This window comes from Pseudobacter ginsenosidimutans (assembly GCF_007970185.1).
Taxonomy (GTDB): domain Bacteria; phylum Bacteroidota; class Bacteroidia; order Chitinophagales; family Chitinophagaceae; genus Pseudobacter; species Pseudobacter ginsenosidimutans.
The window spans coordinates 3,858,697-3,876,152 of the sequence record NZ_CP042431.1; the positions used below are offsets into that span (position 1 = coordinate 3,858,697).

At 47.5% G+C, this 17,456-nt stretch carries 13 protein-coding genes; 5 read left to right on the forward strand and 8 right to left on the reverse strand.

From position 1 onward, the window contains the following. Nucleotides 1-45 precede the first annotated feature (45 nt). Entirely contained in the window at nucleotides 46-198 is a 153-nt protein-coding gene (locus tag FSB84_RS15575; protein WP_127127261.1) for a lmo0937 family membrane protein, read from the forward strand. A gap of 843 nt (nucleotides 199-1,041) precedes the next feature. Here FSB84_RS15575 and FSB84_RS15580 read toward each other — a convergent pair. Both FSB84_RS15580 and FSB84_RS15585 read right to left on the reverse strand, forming a co-directional pair. Beyond that, the gene (locus FSB84_RS15580) at nucleotides 1,042-1,623 is read right to left on the reverse strand and encodes a DUF4142 domain-containing protein (protein ID WP_130538864.1); all 582 of its coding nucleotides are present in this window, start codon (nucleotides 1,621-1,623) and stop codon (nucleotides 1,042-1,044) included. 39 nt (nucleotides 1,624-1,662) lie between these two features. Then, on the reverse strand, nucleotides 1,663-2,130 hold the full coding sequence (locus tag FSB84_RS15585) for a ferritin-like domain-containing protein (RefSeq protein WP_130538865.1): 468 nt from the start codon (nucleotides 2,128-2,130) through the stop codon (nucleotides 1,663-1,665). A 308-nt stretch (nucleotides 2,131-2,438) separates the two neighbouring features. Here FSB84_RS15585 and FSB84_RS15590 point away from each other — a divergent pair, with 308 nt between their 5' ends. Both FSB84_RS15590 and FSB84_RS15595 read left to right on the forward strand, forming a co-directional pair. After that, nucleotides 2,439-2,885 carry an Hsp20/alpha crystallin family protein gene (locus tag FSB84_RS15590; protein WP_158643931.1) on the forward strand — a complete coding sequence of 149 codons (447 nt, stop codon included), beginning with the start codon at nucleotides 2,439-2,441 and terminating at the stop codon, nucleotides 2,883-2,885. A gap of 16 nt (nucleotides 2,886-2,901) precedes the next feature. After that, nucleotides 2,902-3,264 (forward strand): DUF6496 domain-containing protein, encoded by a 363-nt coding sequence (locus FSB84_RS15595; protein ID WP_130538867.1) that lies wholly within the window; start codon nucleotides 2,902-2,904, stop codon nucleotides 3,262-3,264. 112 nt (nucleotides 3,265-3,376) lie between these two features. Here FSB84_RS15595 and FSB84_RS15600 read toward each other — a convergent pair whose 3' ends face one another. The 3 genes from FSB84_RS15600 to FSB84_RS15610 form a co-directional block, all read right to left on the reverse strand. Continuing rightward, complete coding sequence (locus FSB84_RS15600) at nucleotides 3,377-4,444, reverse strand: DNA topoisomerase IB (protein WP_207234167.1); 1,068 nt, start codon at nucleotides 4,442-4,444, stop codon at nucleotides 3,377-3,379. Next, nucleotides 4,419-4,916, reverse strand: coding sequence for a low affinity iron permease family protein (locus FSB84_RS15605; protein WP_130538868.1), 498 nt, complete (start codon nucleotides 4,914-4,916; stop codon nucleotides 4,419-4,421). The genes FSB84_RS15600 and FSB84_RS15605 overlap by 26 nt, the downstream gene beginning before the upstream one ends. Before the next feature lie 96 nt (nucleotides 4,917-5,012). After that, complete coding sequence (locus tag FSB84_RS15610) at nucleotides 5,013-5,663, reverse strand: YciE/YciF ferroxidase family protein (RefSeq protein WP_130538869.1); 651 nt, start codon at nucleotides 5,661-5,663, stop codon at nucleotides 5,013-5,015. A gap of 506 nt (nucleotides 5,664-6,169) precedes the next feature. Between FSB84_RS15610 and FSB84_RS15615 the strand changes: the two genes are divergently transcribed. Together FSB84_RS15615 and FSB84_RS15620 are read left to right on the forward strand one after the other, a co-directional pair. Next, nucleotides 6,170-6,676, forward strand: a complete 507-nt coding sequence (locus tag FSB84_RS15615) for a hypothetical protein (protein ID WP_130538870.1) — start codon at nucleotides 6,170-6,172, stop codon at nucleotides 6,674-6,676. Between the two features lie 198 nt (nucleotides 6,677-6,874). Next, nucleotides 6,875-8,515 (forward strand): AsmA family protein, encoded by a 1,641-nt coding sequence (locus tag FSB84_RS15620; protein ID WP_130538871.1) that lies wholly within the window; start codon nucleotides 6,875-6,877, stop codon nucleotides 8,513-8,515. Nucleotides 8,516-8,764: 249 nt separating this feature from the next. On the opposite strand, the gene tamL is transcribed toward FSB84_RS15620, so the two are convergent. The 3 genes from tamL to FSB84_RS15635 form a co-directional block, all read right to left on the reverse strand. After that, nucleotides 8,765-11,104, reverse strand: a complete 2,340-nt coding sequence (gene tamL / locus FSB84_RS15625; RefSeq protein ID WP_225980080.1) for a translocation and assembly module lipoprotein TamL — start codon at nucleotides 11,102-11,104, stop codon at nucleotides 8,765-8,767. Then, the gene (locus tag FSB84_RS15630) at nucleotides 11,052-16,202 is read right to left on the reverse strand and encodes a translocation/assembly module TamB domain-containing protein (protein ID WP_130538872.1); all 5,151 of its coding nucleotides are present in this window, start codon (nucleotides 16,200-16,202) and stop codon (nucleotides 11,052-11,054) included. The genes tamL and FSB84_RS15630 overlap by 53 nt, the downstream gene beginning before the upstream one ends. Before the next feature lie 120 nt (nucleotides 16,203-16,322). Next, entirely contained in the window at nucleotides 16,323-17,444 is a 1,122-nt protein-coding gene (locus FSB84_RS15635; protein WP_130538873.1) for a lipase family protein, read from the reverse strand. Nucleotides 17,445-17,456 lie beyond the last annotated feature (12 nt).

Below are 17,456 nucleotides of genomic sequence, written 5' to 3' on the forward strand. Positions count from 1 at the left end.
GTTTTGGAGGCAATAGATTTTTACAGTTAAAGAAAACAGAAGTCTATGAGAAGCATATTGTATATCCTGGCAGTGATCCTGATCATCGGGTGGCTCCTGGGCGTATTTGTGTATAGTGCAAAAGGGTTGATACATATTTTGATCGTATTGGCTATTATATCGTTACTGGTGGGGATTATTCGCCGTGGCGATGTGTAGAGTGGGGCTCCGGAGTTATTCAAAAGTAATTGAAGCGGGTGGGATGCCCGCTTTATTTTTTTATTCTATAATCTGGAGCCTGGAGCCGGGTATGGTCAGGGGCGGCTGTAAAACATACCAACGCTTTTGAATTTTTGGTCCGCTGTGGAGGGAGAGATGGGGCAATGGAATGCAATGGAGCTTCTTCGCTTATGTTTTGAAGGCCGCCCCTGACCATACCCGGCTCCAGGCTTTCCCCGATATTTCAACAATCAAATAAATAGCTGCGCAAACCGCTTCATACTTTTGAAGCCCCCGGAGCTTTGAAGAAGGAAGATGGAGGTGAGAGCGCATCTGTATTTATGAAAAGAAATGGAAAAGTGTGATTATGGAATTATGAAATCATATAATCATAGAATTGTGGAATATAGGGAAGACGGGAGCCAGTATCCTGTTTACCACTAACAGAATTATGTAAGTGCTAAATAAAAGTCTTTCGTGCAATAGAATGCGGTTGTCCGGGGTAGTTATATTTATTCGGAGGGATGCACTCTTTCCCCCTCTCCAATCAAAGTTTCTACAGCTTTCTTTTTTGCGTTTATGGAGTTGCATTTTGGCGGGAATGTCAAAGGGAGGGAGGTGGTATTGGTCGGCCTATGAAATATAAGCGAAGAAGGTCCATTGCATTCCATTGCCCCATCTCTCCCTCCACAGCTGACCTATCATTCATAAGCGCCGGTTTATTTCATCCGCCGCCATACCATCTCCCTCCCTTTTGACAAACACAATGAATTAACACAAAAAAAGAGAGCTGGTAGAAACCAGCCCCCATCAGTCCAATGTGCCTTAAATGAAACTCGTTGGTTATTTTTTCAGCCTTGAATTCAGGGCCATCAATTTGTCGTGGTGCATACGGATCTTCGGTAATACTGTATTGATCCAGTTCTTGACGTCTGCATCGGTTACAGTTCCGAGTGCTGCCTCATAATCGCTGATTGTTTTCTGATGTTTGTTCATCAGTTTGTCTGTCCAATCCTTGTCGAATGAGGAGGGTTTTTCATCTGTCAGTTTCTGCAGGTCCTGTTTGGTATCATCCGTTACATCGGCCGGGATGCTGATGCTCTTGTTGGAGGCCAGCACTTTGAGGTCGTTCAATGCAGCGGTGTGATCATCATACAGGGTTTTTGCAATCTCCTTGATGTCTTTATTTGTCGATTTTTGTTGAGCCAGTTCTGCGAGCCTGATTTCGGTAAGGTTACCATTGGCGGCATCTACTACAAACTGTGCATTGTGCTCAGAGGAGTCCGTCTTGAATTTTGCATCGTTCTTGTCTTCCGCTACTTCCTTGCTTTCTTCAGGCTTTTGGTCGGCATTGTTGTTACAACCAACTGCGAAGGAGGCTGCAACCAGGGAAAAGATGGTGATTCTGTTGATCAGTGTTTGCATACGATTTGTTTTGTTTTTTATTTTCAGGAACGGGCCGGTTTACATGGCGGCCTGCATGTCCCTGTATCTTTTGATCAGGTCATGTGATGCTTTGAGTGCGCTTTTCTGTTTCAGTACAAGTTGCCTGATATCTGCTCCGGCTGTGCCTTCGTCTTCAAGTGCCTGCTGATAGGCTTTCTGAGCGGCGTCTTCACCAAATTCGCAGGCTGCGAGCACCGAGTGCCTGTCTTTTCCTGAGAAGGTGGCTTTCACGTCCATCCAGGCGCGATAGATCTTGCCGGATGCAGTGGTGGCGTCTTCTACAGGTTCACCGCCTGCTTTCTTCACTTCCAGTACCAGTTCAGATTTATGCTGACGGCTTTCATCGGCCATTCTGCGAAACACACTCTTCAGGTCGTCGTCTGCATCTTTGGTTTCCTTGATGGCTTTTTCGTAACCATTGATACGATCATTGTTAATACGGATGAGATCGTTCAATACACTTACCATATCCTCATTATGTTGCATAGTGATAGTTTTAAAGTGATGAATTTGGAAATAAGGTCTAAAAAACGATACCATTCCTTTTTTCCTGTGCCGGCATGCGTTATTTGTAGAAGTCCCACCACGATACTATGGTGGAAATGCTGATAAACAGGGGCTGACGCTGGCATAAGAATTACATACATATTATCAGGCTTATCCATGCCTTTACACGTATGACTGAAATGAAATGCCTTCTGGCAGTGGTTATTTCTGTTGCGTTCCTGCATGTAATGGGATGTAAACCTGCGCCTGTGAAGCCTTCGGAGGGAACTTTTCAAATCATTCCAGCTATGAAAGAAGTAATCAATATCAAACCGCCTGAACATGCATACGTGAAAACATTCTATGGGATGTTCTCCGACCTGGACCATCTGGAAGATGAGCACCAGACAGACAGGAAGAGCCCCTGTGCTCCCGCCACTAATATTTACGAAACGGATTCCACTTACTTCATTGATATGGCATTGCCGGGATATCAGCGACAGGATATTCAACTGAAGCGTGAAGATGATCTGATAACCGTTTGTGCTGAAACACATACCGTGCGTCATAAGAAACTGCAGCGTTTCTTTCGCCAGGAATTCCTTGCAGGCAGCTTTACCAGGTCTTTCCTGTTACCCGATGATGCTGGCGAAGCCATAGCGAAATTTGCAGACGGTGTGCTCTGTATACAACTCGATAAAAACAGACAATGGATGGCCGCGCCTACTGTGGTGCAAGCCATCACTATTCAGTAACCCAAAAAAGACACAGATGCCCAGATATTCAAAAGGTGCTTCCAAATCTGTAGAAAGCGCTATGAGAAGAAAGAAAAAAGGAACACTGCGCTCAGGCCCGGGAGGTAAAGGTGGAAAAGTGAAAAGCCGTGAACAGGCTATTGCCATCGGTTTGTCTGAAGCGAGAGAGAAAGGCGCTAAAGTGCCCAAAAAGAAAAGTGCCGGTAAAACCGCCACTAAGAAATCTGCCAGTAAGAAATCAGCTTCCAAAAAATCGGCTCCAAAGAAAGCTGCTTCCAGGAAGACTGCCACAAGGAAGAGTGCCGTGAGGAAATCCGCTACACGTAAAAAAGCAGCTCCGCGGAAAAAAGCCGCCACCAGGAAAAAAAGCAGTATGTAGAATTATCATAACAGTACCAGCCTTCACATATGTATTTGTATTAGCTATGAAAACAAATGGAAGCTGTTCGTATCTCCACAGAAAAACGGGATGTACAACAGCTTCCTTCTTTTTATGCATGTAATTTTTTTAGGATGGTCATCATTACCTTCTCTTCATCTTTTTCCCGCTGCATCTTTACCAGGTATCTTTTCAATGAGTCTTCTTCATACATCCTGATCACACCGGGATGCACATAATACTTTCTGCAAACAGCCCTCGTATTACCCAGAAGTGCACTCACTTTGTCGAGCGCTTCAAGTACATTCTTTTTCCTTTCATTCATTGAAGCGGCGTCCCCGAAGGATTTGATCGTTCGCAGCATATTGAGGGTGCCCGCCCAGGTGCGGAAATCCTTGGAGGTGAAGTCGCCGCCTGTGGCATTGCGGATATAGTTGTTCACCATGCCTGAGTCGATGCTTTTGTGATTGCCTTCTGCATCGAAATACTGGAACAGTTCCTTGCCTGGAATGTCTTTACATGCCTGAACGATCTCCGCCAGTCTCTTGTTGCGGACACTGATCTTGTGCAGGATCCCTTTCTTGCCTTTGAAAGTGAATTGAATACTGGAACCGTTCACTTTTACATGATTGTCTTTCATGGTAGTGAGCCCATAGGAACCGTACAGTTTTTCATAATCGCTGCTGCCGATCCGGATATAGGTTTTTTCCATAAGGTTGATCACAGTAGCGATCACTTTCTCTTCTGTGAGCTCCGGCTTCGCCATATCTTTCTGTACCTGTTTTCTCAGGAAGGGCAGTACTTTGCCGAAAGCCGGGAGGCGATGGAACTTGGTTTCATTGCGCCAGGCCGCCCACTGTGAATGATAGCGGTATTGTTTGCGATTGGCAATGTCTTTCCCTGTTGCCTGCAGGTGACCATTCTCTTTGGGACAGATCCAGACTTCGCTCCAGGCGGGCGGAATAGCAAGCCGATGGATCCTGTTTAGGATGGATTTTTCAGTGACGCGTTTTTCATTGTATATGAACGTGAAGCCTTTTCCTGCTTTTTTGCGCCGGATGCCGGGAATAGAATCTTCCACGTATACGAGGGATACTTTTTCTGCACTGGACTGGTAATCACGGTGCAGTTCCAGCAGTTCTTTGTCAGACAGATCAACGGCTGTTATTTCTTGCTGCATCTCCTGGATTTTTGCTGATATCTTTTGATTTCTTCTGGTGGTTTTCCTCTGCTTCATCGATACTGTGTGTTGCATGCAGATCAACTTCCTTCCCAGCCAGCTTGGAGAGTCGGATATAGAATTTCTTGATCACAGCCAGCTCTTCTTCCGTGAGGTCTTCAATGTCTACCAAACGGTTGCTGGCGTGTGCATGACTGGCGATAAGCTCATTCAACTTGAGCTGGATGGCCAGTGTATCCCGGTTCTGCGATTGCTGTATCACAAACACCATCAGGAAGGTAATGATGGTAGTGCCTGTATTGATCACCAGTTGCCAGGTATCTGAATAATTGAACACTGGTCCCAAAATGGCCCAGCACACTACTACCAGGGCGGCACAGATGAATGCAACGGGCCTTCCGGCAGCTTTGGTAACAGCAGTTGATATGCGGGTGAACAGTTTTGAAGGACTGTTCTTTTTCTTCTTTTTCATTTTTGCCCTTTTTTGTATACACATAAAAAAGTCAGACCACGTATGGTCTGACTGACTTCAAAAACCCTAAACCTATAGTACAGAGCATTAATGCATTTACTCTTCTTCTTCCTGTCCGGCTTCGTAGTTCACGTTGTTCTCTGCAATGCTGGTCAGTAATTCATCGCAGGCTTTCTCTTCTTCCAGCGTCTGGTGCAGGAGGGAGGCCACTTCTTCCATGCCGAAAGTGCGTGCCAGTTTGGTGAGGCAACCATAGCTGGCGATCTCATAGTGTTCCACTTTTTGAGAAGCCATGATGATGCCTACGTCGCGGGTAAGTGAACCGGCTTCTGTTTCTTCTACGATAGAATCAGCTTCCTTTTTCAGTCCATCCATCGCTTCACATTTCTTCGATTGTGCGCGTTTGCCCAGTATTTCAAAAACCTGTTCCAGTCTTTCAACATGCGTTTCTGTTTCTGCATGGTGTTCCATAATGGCATTCCTCAATTCTTCTGTGGTAGCGGCTTTGGCCATTTTGGGCAATGCTTTGGTCAATAATTTCTCTGCATAGTAAATGTCTTTCAGCTGGTCCGTGAATAGTTTGTCCAGCATTTCATCCATGCCGCCTTCGACTACATCTGACTGTGAGCGACCCCTGGAAGCTGCGCCGGGCCTGGATTTTCCGTTCTGTGATGATTTGTTTGCTGTGGTTTGTTTAGCTCTTCCATTGGAAGATGTTGTACTGCGTGAGTTCTTTTTCTTTTCCATGACTGCTATTTGAAAGATGTGAATAATAAGAAGTAATGTAGTAAGGATAAAAACAATGCCAGCAGGATGCAAGAAAAAAGCCTCCGCGTTAACGGAGGCTCTGTACATATTTTCTCTTTGTGTTTTTCCTTCGCTGGCATTATCCAGATCAGGTTCTCAGGTTTATTCTCAGATCACTTCTTTCGTTGTGAACACCCTGTATTAAAGAGAAATTATGCTTGTATGAAGATTACATAAAATCCAGTACCAGGGCTGGTTGCGGACTTAAATCGATGCTATTGTTTATGTTACGTTTTTAGTGGATTGTTGACTGTAGATTAATGTCTACGAACAGGTGTGCATAACTGTCACAATGACTTTTCTGCGGATGGATTTATCAGCGATGATTGAACTGGTTCATTGAGTTCTTCCCCATTTGTAAACAGGTATTCCACATAAAAACAGCTTTTTTGGGCTGCCGAAATCCGGGCATACCTTTTGAAAAGTATATTACTAAAGGAACGGTTATGGTAAGCGAAATACAACAACTGGATTTTCTCCGTGATCGCATCCATGAGATACGGAGTGCATTATTTGCCAACACAAGCAATGAGGCTTTCAAACTGCCTACCTGTATTATTTCCGCCCTTAATATCGACAATGAAGGGAATGTATGCTTTTTCATTCACAGACCGGATCTGTACATGGAAGAGTATGATATGGAATTCCCTGCAAAGCTTGATTTCTACAGGAAGGGAAAGCCGTTCTTCCTGAAGATCTCCGGCCAGGCGCAGATCATTATCGATAAGGAGGAGATGCTGAACTATATCGGCCTGCCAGGCAACGTGGATCTGCCTTCTCTTTCAAAACTATTGCTGGTGAAAGTAAAAGTGGAACATGCTGAATACTTTGAAGCGAGGCACAAACAGAGCTGGCAGTTGAAGGACTGGTGGAATCAAATGTGGCATTTCTTCAGCAGAGCTAAATCCCAGCCACGTCCTCAGCATGCTTTAAACCTGCGGCCCGCGGCATAATTCTACTCAATTATATTTCCCCTGTAGGGAAGCCGCAACCCAATGAATTGCCAGTATGGCAACACGCTCCAGGACTTTGGCAGCGAGGGCTACCATACTGCCGGATTGACAAAGAACATCCGCAGGTTTCATCTGATTTTAATTCCGAATTCAGCCCGGAGGCAACTCCGGGCATTTTATTAGTATTACCTGTTACATATGATCTCCAAAAAAATCCTCATCATCGTTGTATCCCTCCTTACCCTCACCGGTGTTGCCTTTTTGGTATGGAGCATTTACAAGAAGCAGTTCCTCCGGTCTAAAGTAACAGAAGCTGTAGCCGGGGAATCGCAGGGTATCTATTCCATCGCATTCGGTAAACTGGATCTCGACGAAGTGAATGGCAATCTCTCCGTTACCGATCTTCAATTACGGCCGGATACAGTCAGGTATAACGAGCTGGCACAAACGGACAATGCCCCGGGCATCGTGGCCCACCTGTCTGTACCTTCACTGAAAGTAACAGGTGTAAAAACGCCCAAAGCGCTTTTGAACAAGGAGATCGAAGGCAGGAAAGTATTGATAGAAAATCCTCAGATAGAATTATACTTCACCAATAAAGGGAAAGATTCGCTGCAACGCGTTCCTGATAAGGAGCTCTACGAGCAATTGCTGGGCAGGCTCTCCAGGATTGCCATCGATACGGTATCTATCGTGAATGCAACAGTTGTTACCCGCAATCTTTCAGATGGAAGGAAGCTGATGCAATTCGACAGTGTGCAGATCGATCTCTTCAAAGTGGCGGTAGACAGCATTCACAGCAAAGACACCACGCGCTTACTCTTTGCCGAGAATGCCAGCCTGCTTTGCCGGAAGATCAGTTGGAAAGACAAACGCGGATTGTACGAATTCATTATTTCAGAAGTGGATTTCAATACACGTGGTCAGCGAATGGATATTGCGCGGATAGCCATCAACCCTTTATTGCCAGAAGCCAAATTCCTTCAGCAGTTCAAATATGCGAACGACCGCTTTGACATAGAGATGAAGAATATCCGCATGGTGAACCTCAGCCTGCCTTTGCTGATGAAGCAATCGATCGCTGCTGATTCCATGATCGTTGGGCAGAGTCATTTCAAAATATACCGTGATATATCCTATCCCCACGATGGCCGCAACAGGCTGGAGCATTTGCCGCACCAGGATCTCATGCACCTCGATGTGCCGCTGGCCATCAAAGAAGCCAGCTTCCCTTCCAGCTTCATCGAGTACAAGGAAAGGAATAGCCAGAGCGAGCAAAGTGGAAAAGTGCAATTCTATAACGTCAGTGTGCGCATCTCCAACCTCACCAACGATACGGCCATCCTGAAATCATCGCCCATTTGCAAACTCCGGTTTAACGCAAGGTTCCTGAACAAGGCGTCCATCGAAACCACAATCAGTTTTTACCCGCTCGACCCCAAAGGTAAATTCACCATTCAGGGAACACTCGGTTCAATGCCGGCCAGTGCCGTGAACCAGCTCACCGTTCCCATGGGACTGGCAAGAATAGAAAAGGGCACAATCCGCAAACTGACATTCTCCTTCACCGGTAACGATTACCGGGCAGACGGACCCGTCACCATCCTCTACGATGATCTTGCTGTAACCCTCCTGAAAAAAGATGAAGAAGACAAAACCCTCGACAAGAAAAAACTCGCCAGCCTCATGGCTAAGATCGTGATCAAGAAAGCCAATCCCGGCAAAGACGGCGAAGTCCGCACTGCCCGGGTCCATTTTGAGCGGGACACCAAACGTTCATTTTTCCATCTCCTCTGGAAATCCATTTTCACCGGCGTAAAAGAAAATGTTGGAATGTAGAATTCCAGTAACATGGAATAACCAGTAATGTAGAAATACAGAAGTATGGAAATACAGAAATGAAATGATGCATTCTCTGCGGCCATCAATTTTTAGATATATACCTTCCGGGCCTCAGAAACGTAAGCGAAACAGCTCATCTCAGCGCCACCGCCTGATCCAACGAACAAAAGCCCCAAAAATATCCTCCCGCGCCGGTTCGTTTCTCAGCCCGCGAGGTATACTCCAAAAATTGCAGACAGCAAAAAACTAGAATGGATAACCTATTGCAATATTATAGATGAGATTTTCTCTTCTCCACGCCCCATTACCAAATTGTATCTGATCTATCACCCATCTTTCCTTTTCCGGATACCATGGCTTGCGCAGCGGGAAAGCCACATCGAGGCGGAGAATAAGGATGCTCACGTCCACACGCAGGCCGATACCGGCTCCTACAGCCAATTCCTTGAACCAGTCCTTCGAGATGGCGGCGCCAGGCTTATTGGGATTATCCCGGTACAACCAGATATTACCTGCATCAATAAACGCAGCTGCATGGAAGATGCTGTAGATCTTTGTTCTGAATTCTGTATTCAATTCCAGTTTTATATCGCCGCTCTGATCTGCGATGAGTGAATCATTCCCGATATAAGTCCCGGGTCCGAGTGCCCGTGTGCGGAAGGCGCGGAGACTATTGTTGCCGCCGATGAAGAATTGTTTTACATAAGGCAGTTCCCTGGAATTGCCATAAGGATAGCCAACGCCAAGGATGACCCGGTTGGCCCAGGTGGAATTATCGCCTGCACGGCGGTATACGCGGAAATCACCTTCGGCTTTCAGGAACTGTGAGAATTCTTTGCCGAAGATCTTCGATGGATTGGAGGGATTGCCTCCTCCTTTGATGAGTCCGGCAAGATTACCACCGAGATCAACTGTACCGCTGAAGTAAAGGGCATTGATATTCCTTCCTCCTTCAGCCAGCCCATTGTATGTCCAGTTATAATTCGATCCAAGGATGAATTGCTTTTCAATCACTTTTCTCAGGTTCGCGTTGGTGTCGGCTGCTGCTGCATATTCCGCGCTGACGGAAACCGGCTGAACATAGTTGACTGCGATAGGATTGAAAGTATGTTCTTTTTTCAGCGATTCTTTCCAGGAATAACCGTAGGAAGCGCGGAAAGAATTCATTGTATACAGTTTCTGTTTATTGAGGATATCGTAAGCCAGTGTGACGGTTGTTTTGGGAACGAAGCCGCCTTTCTTGTTGATCTGTACAAATGGAATGAGGAACCTGGGGAACGACATGCTGGCTTCCAGGCCTGCCCGGTATACATTGTATCCTTTTTGTGCAGCGCTGTACTGCACTTCAGCACCACCGGAGGCGCTCACAGTGAAGAGCTCGCCGGCGCGGAAAGTATTGCGGTTGCGCCAGGCAAGTGTGAGCTGCCCACCAGCCAGGTTATTGGACTTGGTGGTACCGGTCACTTCCATTCGCAAAGATTTTTTCGGATAGGGGGTAAGGTAATAGAAGGCATTCAGTTGTGAGAATGGACCATCGGCCACTTCGAAACGGTTCTTCACAAACTTGAACACGCCCATTGTTACCAGCCTGTTGAGTGAAAGGTTATGGTCTGTACGATTGTATACATCGCCCTGATCAAATTGCATCGACTGCAGGAAGAGCTTCGGTTTGTATCTTTTCTGCCGGTCGTACACATAGAAGCCATTGTAGAAAACAGCATTCTTCTTACTGGTATCATCACCCGCCACATTCAGACGGTAGTTGGTATAGAGATAAATATCCTTGATGGTATAGAGTTCTTTTGCGTTTTGGGGTGTAGCCTGTTTGAGCGTTACGAAGAGGTTTACCTTATGATCGCCGATGGTACTGTCTGCGTCTATCAGCAGGAAGTCCGGGCTGAAAAAGTAGAAGCCGTTCTCTTTCAGAACGCCATCGATGCGGGTGCGTTCATCCTTGATCATTTCCAGGTTGAAGGGACGGCCGGGTTGCAACAGGCTCCTGGGTGCTGTGCTGAGAATGGAACTGCCGATAAAGGAACTGGAGTCCACTTCAAATGCCACTTTATTGATGGTGTACTGCGGTGCTGCATTAACAGTGTAGGTCACCCGGGCTTTGCGGCGTTTCACAACGGTGTCTGCCGTTACGGTGCTGCGGAAATAGCCGCGGTTGTCGAGCGTATTGGCGAGGATCTCGGCATTCCTGGTCATGCTCACACTGCTGAGCACTACCGGCGCTTCCCCGAATTTGTATTTCAGCCTGCCGCGTAGGCCGGTCTCTTTTTTGGGATTGCCTGCCAGGTTGTAAGCAAGGAGACGGATGCGCATGCCGAGCATTTTTCGGTTGGGCCGCGGGCGGGTGAGCGCTTCAAGATCGGATGTCAATACTTTTCTTTCCTTCCTGTTCACGGTGGGGCCGTCCACTTTTACAGTAGCGCCGAGGTACAGGCTTTCACCTGCGGGCAAATACTTTGTATTGCTGCAGCTCGCCATTCCGGTTACCAGCGTAACAATGGCCAGGGCCTGTATGAATGATCTATTGTTCACCTGGTTGATTGTTCTTTTGTTGTTCCTGTTCTGCTTTTTCACGGGCTTCCTTCAATCTTTCTTCTCTTTCTTTTTCCACTTTTTCTTCATTGGCTTTCCTGCGGGCTTCGCGCTGCAGTCTCAATCTTTCTTTTTCCTTTTTCGATCTGAATATCTGGCGGAACTGGTTATAATCGAGTGTGACCACAAAGCCTACACCTGTTTCAATGATATAGCCTTCGAGGATGCCTTCATATTCATTCTTGCGATAGGCGCGGAGGGCATACCGGCCATCGCGGCTCAGTTTATAATCGAGTTGCACATTCTCTGCCAGGTTGGTGGCTTCGCGGTTGGCATTGGGGTTTTCCAATGCGAAATTGCTGCCAACGGTAACGGTCAGCCGATCATTGAGCAGGTTCTTGCTCACGGCTACATTGAGGTCTGTTCTGTTCCGTTTTTCACCGGTGGTATAATCTTCTGAAGACTCAAGATCGAAATTGATATCAACGCCTTCGATGAGGTTGGAGGCAAGCGAGTTCAGTTGCTCGGAGAGCAGCTTGCTCACGCTCTGGCGGGCGAAACCTTCAGCCGTCATGGCGCTGTTGCCGGTGGAGAAAGGATTGTCGCCGATGAAATGGTTGAGCAGGAGCAGTGCAAACACCTGCTTGTTGAGTTCGGAAGGCTCCTGCCGCAGTTGCTCCAGCCTGGTATTGGAGGCGGTGATGATCTCCTTGTCCACATTGTAATTCTTATCATCCGGTAACCTGATATCGAATTTGAGATTGGGTTTGAGCAGTTCACCGGTCATGATCAGGTGCACTTCGAATGGAAGTCGCTGCCGGTAAGTATTGCGTTTGGTATCTGTTTCGGAACTGAGTTGTTTTTCAACCAGGTCGATGGGCGCTGTGTTGGCAATGTAAATGGCAGTGAGGTCAACAGTTGCGCTGGTGGGATCGCCCTGCCAGGTGATACGGCTTCCTTTCTGGATATTGAATTTTCGTTTGAGAAAGTTCACGCTGAGATCGTAGCTGCCTTCATTGAGCTCGTAGGTGCCGGTCATGGTGATCTTGCCGCTGGGGTCGATGGCGGTATTGAGATTGGCTTCGCCTTTCACTTTCAGCAGGTCGCCATTGGCTTCATCGATGATGAGATTGAATGTAGCGTTCTTATCTACCGTTACATTCACGTTCACATCAAAATCGCGGATGGCGGCGGTATTGAGACTGTCGAATCCGGCATTGGCGAAGAGCGTGTCCTGCTCCATATTATCGCGGTCCACAAAGCGAACGATTCCCTGCCTGTCCTGCATTGCGGGATCATCCTGTGGCAGGATCACGGTGAGCTCAGTTTTCTCGTTTACCTTGAGTGTGCCGTCTACCACGGGGTGCAGATCGGTGCCGGTGATATTGAGACGACTATTGAAGAACAGCCTGCCATAGTAAAGATCATTGTCTTTTTTGGTAGTGCTCAGCGCCTGGAAATTATCGGCGTTGAATTTGAGGTCGAAGCGGTATTGCGTAAAGTCTTTCGTAAACACCTGTCCATCCAGTGTGGCTTTGTTGTTCACGGAATCGGTAATAGTGAAATTATCGAAAAGGATACCATCGCTGTTCATCACGATCTTCTGCAGATCGATATTCACAAAACTGTTCATGATGGCGGGCATGGTGCGCACTTTATTGAACTGCAGCTGGCCATCTATTTTCGGTGCACTGGTAGTGCCGCTTACATCAAATCCACCGGTAACGGTGCCGGAGGAATTGCGCAGGTTGCCGAATGTGAGGCCATCGATTGATTTCATTTGCAGGGTGCGGAGGTCCAGCCTTGCTTTGAAACTGCCGTCAGCGCCGGGATTGATAAGGTAATTTCCTTTCAGGTTTACATCATTACCCTGACCAGTAAGCGTAATATCTGCTTCGTAATTGTTTTGCTGCGGATTGCTCACCAGTACCTTGAGGTCGCCGAGTGTGTCTTTGTTCACGCTGGCATTGTTGATGGTGAGGTCACCCACAAAGGTCATGTCTTTGGTGAGGTTGTGTAATGTTACCTTTCCATTCAGCTCTCCGTCTGCGATGGCAGTATCAGGTTTGATGAAACTGAGCAGGGTGCCGATGCGGAACTTCGAGAAACTTACGTCCAGCGGCTGGCCGGCCTGGTCCTGCAGCGTGGCGATCTGCAGGCTTTGTCCGTTCTGGCTGAGGTTGAAATTCTCTGCAATGATATTATTGGTATCGATGATGATCTTGTTGCCTGCCGTGATATTCCATTTTTCTTTATTCAACAGCAGTGAATCCGGTTTGAGCGAGAACTGGTAGCTGTTATTGGGCAGCAGTGCAAACAAGCCTTCGATATGGTAATTGGTGGTATCGCCTTTGTCACGCGTATTGACTGCGAAGTCGATATTGTTATTGGCGAGGTCGGCATCCAGGTTGGTGTTGTAGATGGCAAGGGTGTTACCCATATTGAATTTGCTCAGGCTGCTGCGCACCTGCAGTGCATTATTCCTGTTTTCAGCTGTGATCACCAGCCCCTGCACCTGGTTGGCGCCATAGGTAACAGCCGGCGCAGTGAAACGCGCTTGTATATTACCGTTACCGGAGAAATGTCCATCGAGCTGAACTGTATCAAGTTGTTTGAGATCGGGCGCCAGTATCTTCCATTGATTGAAATTGGCGATGCTGGCCGCGATGCGGAAATCATAACTGGTATCCAGGCTCACCGAGTCCGGAATGATATCGAAATAAGGATCGATGGTTTTCTGGAAGATCTTTCCTGTTTCCGTGAGTTTGAACCTGCCATACATCTTTGCATTGATGAGCGAGCTGTTGAGCGCAATCACCTGGCCGGTATCGGTTACGGCGGCAGCAAGACTGATGGTATCGATGGAGAATCGAGTGGCGCTGTCTACCAATAATGATCTGGTCACGTAGAGATTGCCATCGAGACTGTCGGGATTAACGGAGCGGAAGTGGCCACTGAGATTGCCGCGATAGATGATATTCCTGTCGGTCAGGTTGAGGCCGGCGGGTTTAAGACTATCGATCATCAAATTGAATTTGATGGCGGGCCATTCTCCGGCGAGGCTGCCATCGGCATCCAGATTGAAATGGATGGGCTCATTTTGAATTCCTGCCAGTACTTTGAATTGCTGCTGGTCCATACCTGCATCGATGGTGAAGTTGCGATATACATAACCTTTGTATCCTGCGCTGTCTACAATGCCTTTGATCATCGCTACCATTGTTTTCGGATTCCTGCCGGAACCTTCAGCAGTGAAGTGTAATGTCACTTTGCCGAGATCGGGTTGTTTCAGCAGCTCCTGCAGGTTCAATGACCTGGTGGTAACTACCACATCGTATTTCAGTTTGTTCTCATCATCCGGGTGCTGGATAGTTCCTTTCACAGTGGCATCACCGGAAGAAGTTTGCAGTTTAAGATCGGTAAGCATGTTGGCGTAGCTGCCATTGAAACTGCCGCTGAGTTGCATATTGGCGGGCAGTTTGATATTGTCCGGCAATGTCTTTGGCGGCAGGATGCCGAGGATGTCTTTATCACTGCTGCTGATATTGCGGATATTGAGGTTGGCCTGGAGCTTTTTGATATCGGGCAGCCCTTTGATGGTGCCACTGAGGTCTGCATTGGTATTGCTGAGACCTTTGATCTTCAGTGCATCGATTTTCAGATTATTGACGGCACCGTTCAGTTTGCCGCTGAGATACCAGGTGGCATTGGGGGTAGTGAAGCCGGGAGTGGTGCTCAGCATGGGAGCGAATGTGAGTACATCGCGCACGAGAACGCGGCTGTCTCTAACGTCCATGCTCAGCTTCATTTTACCGATGTCTTTACTTAACGCGCCGATGGAATCATATTGAATGGCGATATCCCTCTCCACCCTGGTGCCGGGTGTTTCCAGCAGCAGGTCTTTCAGGTAGGCCTGATGGTTAGTATAGGCGAAGCTGGTGCGGAGTTGATTCAGTCTAAAATCCTTTTCCGTAAAACTTCCTTTGGTAATGGTGCCGGCGATGGAATCTGTGTGATAATAAACATCACGTGCGTTGAAGATGAAGTTCCGCACGTCAAGGTGCATATAATCCATGCCCTGTTTGGTGCGCGGGCTTTGATCGTTATCGAATTTGATATTGTTATTGTTCAGGTCCAGGTCCTGCACGGCAAAGACCCAATCGCTTTGTGATACCGCTTCAGCTTCCTGCTTTGTTTCCTTCGTTACCACTTTGGCCTGTTCTGTTTTCCCCAGCCGCAGGGCTGCGGTGGTTTCCAGCAACTGCAGTTTGCCGAGTTCGATGCGTTGTTTGGCAAGATCGATCTTTTCCGCATCCACATTGAGCTTGCCCAGGCGGAGAAGAGCGTAAAGCGCCGATACGTCATTGCCGTAATCCAGGTTACAGTTCTCGAGCATAACTTTTCTTACATCTATATCGAAAGCAGGAGGCGTTTGTGCATCGGCGATATCTTCAGCCTCCGGTTCCGCTTCCAGCAAAGCCTTACGCTGGTGGATCTTTGCGTCCAGCCCTTTCAGGATTACCAACGGTACTGCATACCTGCTTTTGGAAGGATCGAACGTTTTGATGTTGGTTTCCAGCTGTGAGAAGTACACCTGCATATCGTTACCACTGACGGCATCCACAAATCTGGCGCGGATATCTTCCAGCATGATATGGTTGAGTGAGAACTTCATGCCGGATGTATCTGTAGTTGGAGGCTGCGGCTCCTTAGATGCGAAGGCATCCACGATGAACTGGAAATTGAAGATGGTATCAGGCAGATTGCGGTTGATATTGGCCGTTACCTGCTTCAGGTAGATCTCGTTCACGGATACTTCACTGCTGAGCAGCTTCCACATATTGATATTCACACGGAGTTGTCCGGTATACAGGAGTGTATCTTTCTGCTGGTCTTCTATGTACACTTTTTCCAGCAATACGGAAGAAGGGAACCGGATGAAGAGCCTGTCTATCTCTACTTTTGTATTGAGTTTTTTGGAAAGCCAGCTGGTGGCTTTTCCCTTTGCCCAGTTCTGAACAGGTTCTATCTGGATCAGCACGATAAGGATGAGCAATACACCCAACAGTATCAGGATCGTTTTCAGAACGATCCTTCCAATCTTCTTCGTCCAGTAAAATACAGGTTTGGGTGAATTCACAAATTACTCGTATTGTATGCTTTAATGATTCAAAAACTGAACCGTTGTATTCAATACAAACAGCATTCTAGCAGTTGGCGGCAGAGGGGTGATGGAAAACCGTGGAGTTTATGCTACAATCTACGGAATCTTTCCATAAATCTTCTGAGTAAGAAGATAATAGGGCCAGAGGCCATGATGAATAAAGATGCGGTTGCCACTGTCGGGATACTTTTCAAGATATTCCGCATCGGGCTGTAAAACGATGGGAACGCCGGCTCTTGTGAAATTCATATTGGGGGCATAGGCCGGTTCCTTGAATTGTGGCAGGGCCTTCTTCACCTGTTTGCCGATATCTTTACCAAGATATTTGGTGAACACACGCTGGCCTTTATTGCTTTTGCGGTTCATGCGGCCGTATACGCGTTTGAGATAGAGGCGAACGATGAAACTCTGTTTCTTCAATTGCTTCTCAACATCGGTAAAAGGATTGAGGTTATTGAAATCCCTCAGTGTTTGCAGGGAGAAAGGCGTTTCAGGCACCCAGTCCAGCGCGTTCACTACCGTATATCCCCAACCGTTACGGGTGATATAGTCATAATCATAACCATAATAAAGATTACCGGGTTTGGGCGCAGCGCCATTGTAGCTTTTGAATACAAGGTCCTTCGGGAGCCTGCCTGCTTCCTGCTCATAATGCAGGTAGGAGCGGGTAAGGAAGGCGATGGCGCCTCCCTGGCTATGACCGGTAACGATCACCTGTTTCGTATGATACTGACTGTTATATTCCCTGATCTTTGCTACCATCTCCGGGGCCATGGTGGCCAGGCCGATGGTCCAGCCCACATGCACAGTGGCTTTGGCATCTGCTGCCAGTTTATAACCGAAAATGGTGCTGTCGTTCAATTGGAGACTGCCTTCGGCCGGGATCATGGCGGCGTAGAAGTTGGTGACCCAACTGATGGGCTTGCGGGTAGTGCCGCGGATACTGATCACGAGGGTGGACCTGGAGGCATTGGTCCAGAGTTCCCAGCGATTGTCCAGCGGACCTTCCTTTGAGCGGAATTCCATTTTGAATTGCTCAGGCGCGGGAAAACTGGCGCTGGTCGCGGAATCTACCTGCCTGGCCGTGATCCTTAACAGCTCGAGGTATTCATCTGCATCGAAGCCCGGGCGGAGTTCCTGGGCAATGGAGGAGTTGATGCAAACAAGTACCGAAAAGAGCAGGAAACCTGCCCGCAATTGTTGGGCGTACCATTTCATGAACGTGGAAAT

What these genes read in the sequence shown, in the direction of transcription:
- FSB84_RS15575 (WP_127127261.1), top strand. Translation starts at nt 46, where the DNA reads ATGAGAAGCATATTGTATATCCTGGCAGTGATCCTGATCATCGGGTGG.
- FSB84_RS15585 (WP_130538865.1), bottom strand. Translation starts at nt 2,130, where the DNA reads ATGCAACATAATGAGGATATGGTAAGTGTATTGAACGATCTCATCCGT.
- FSB84_RS15635 (WP_130538873.1), bottom strand. Translation starts at nt 17,444, where the DNA reads ATGAAATGGTACGCCCAACAATTGCGGGCAGGTTTCCTGCTCTTTTCG.
- FSB84_RS15600 (WP_207234167.1), bottom strand. Translation starts at nt 4,444, where the DNA reads ATGCAGCAAGAAATAACAGCCGTTGATCTGTCTGACAAAGAACTGCTG.
- FSB84_RS15620 (WP_130538871.1), top strand. Translation starts at nt 6,875, where the DNA reads ATGATCTCCAAAAAAATCCTCATCATCGTTGTATCCCTCCTTACCCTC.
- FSB84_RS15615 (WP_130538870.1), top strand. Translation starts at nt 6,170, where the DNA reads ATGGTAAGCGAAATACAACAACTGGATTTTCTCCGTGATCGCATCCAT.
- FSB84_RS15590 (WP_158643931.1), top strand. Translation starts at nt 2,439, where the DNA reads ATGAAAGAAGTAATCAATATCAAACCGCCTGAACATGCATACGTGAAA.
- FSB84_RS15580 (WP_130538864.1), bottom strand. Translation starts at nt 1,623, where the DNA reads ATGCAAACACTGATCAACAGAATCACCATCTTTTCCCTGGTTGCAGCC.
- FSB84_RS15605 (WP_130538868.1), bottom strand. Translation starts at nt 4,916, where the DNA reads ATGAAAAAGAAGAAAAAGAACAGTCCTTCAAAACTGTTCACCCGCATA.
- FSB84_RS15595 (WP_130538867.1), top strand. Translation starts at nt 2,902, where the DNA reads ATGCCCAGATATTCAAAAGGTGCTTCCAAATCTGTAGAAAGCGCTATG.
- FSB84_RS15610 (WP_130538869.1), bottom strand. Translation starts at nt 5,663, where the DNA reads ATGGAAAAGAAAAAGAACTCACGCAGTACAACATCTTCCAATGGAAGA.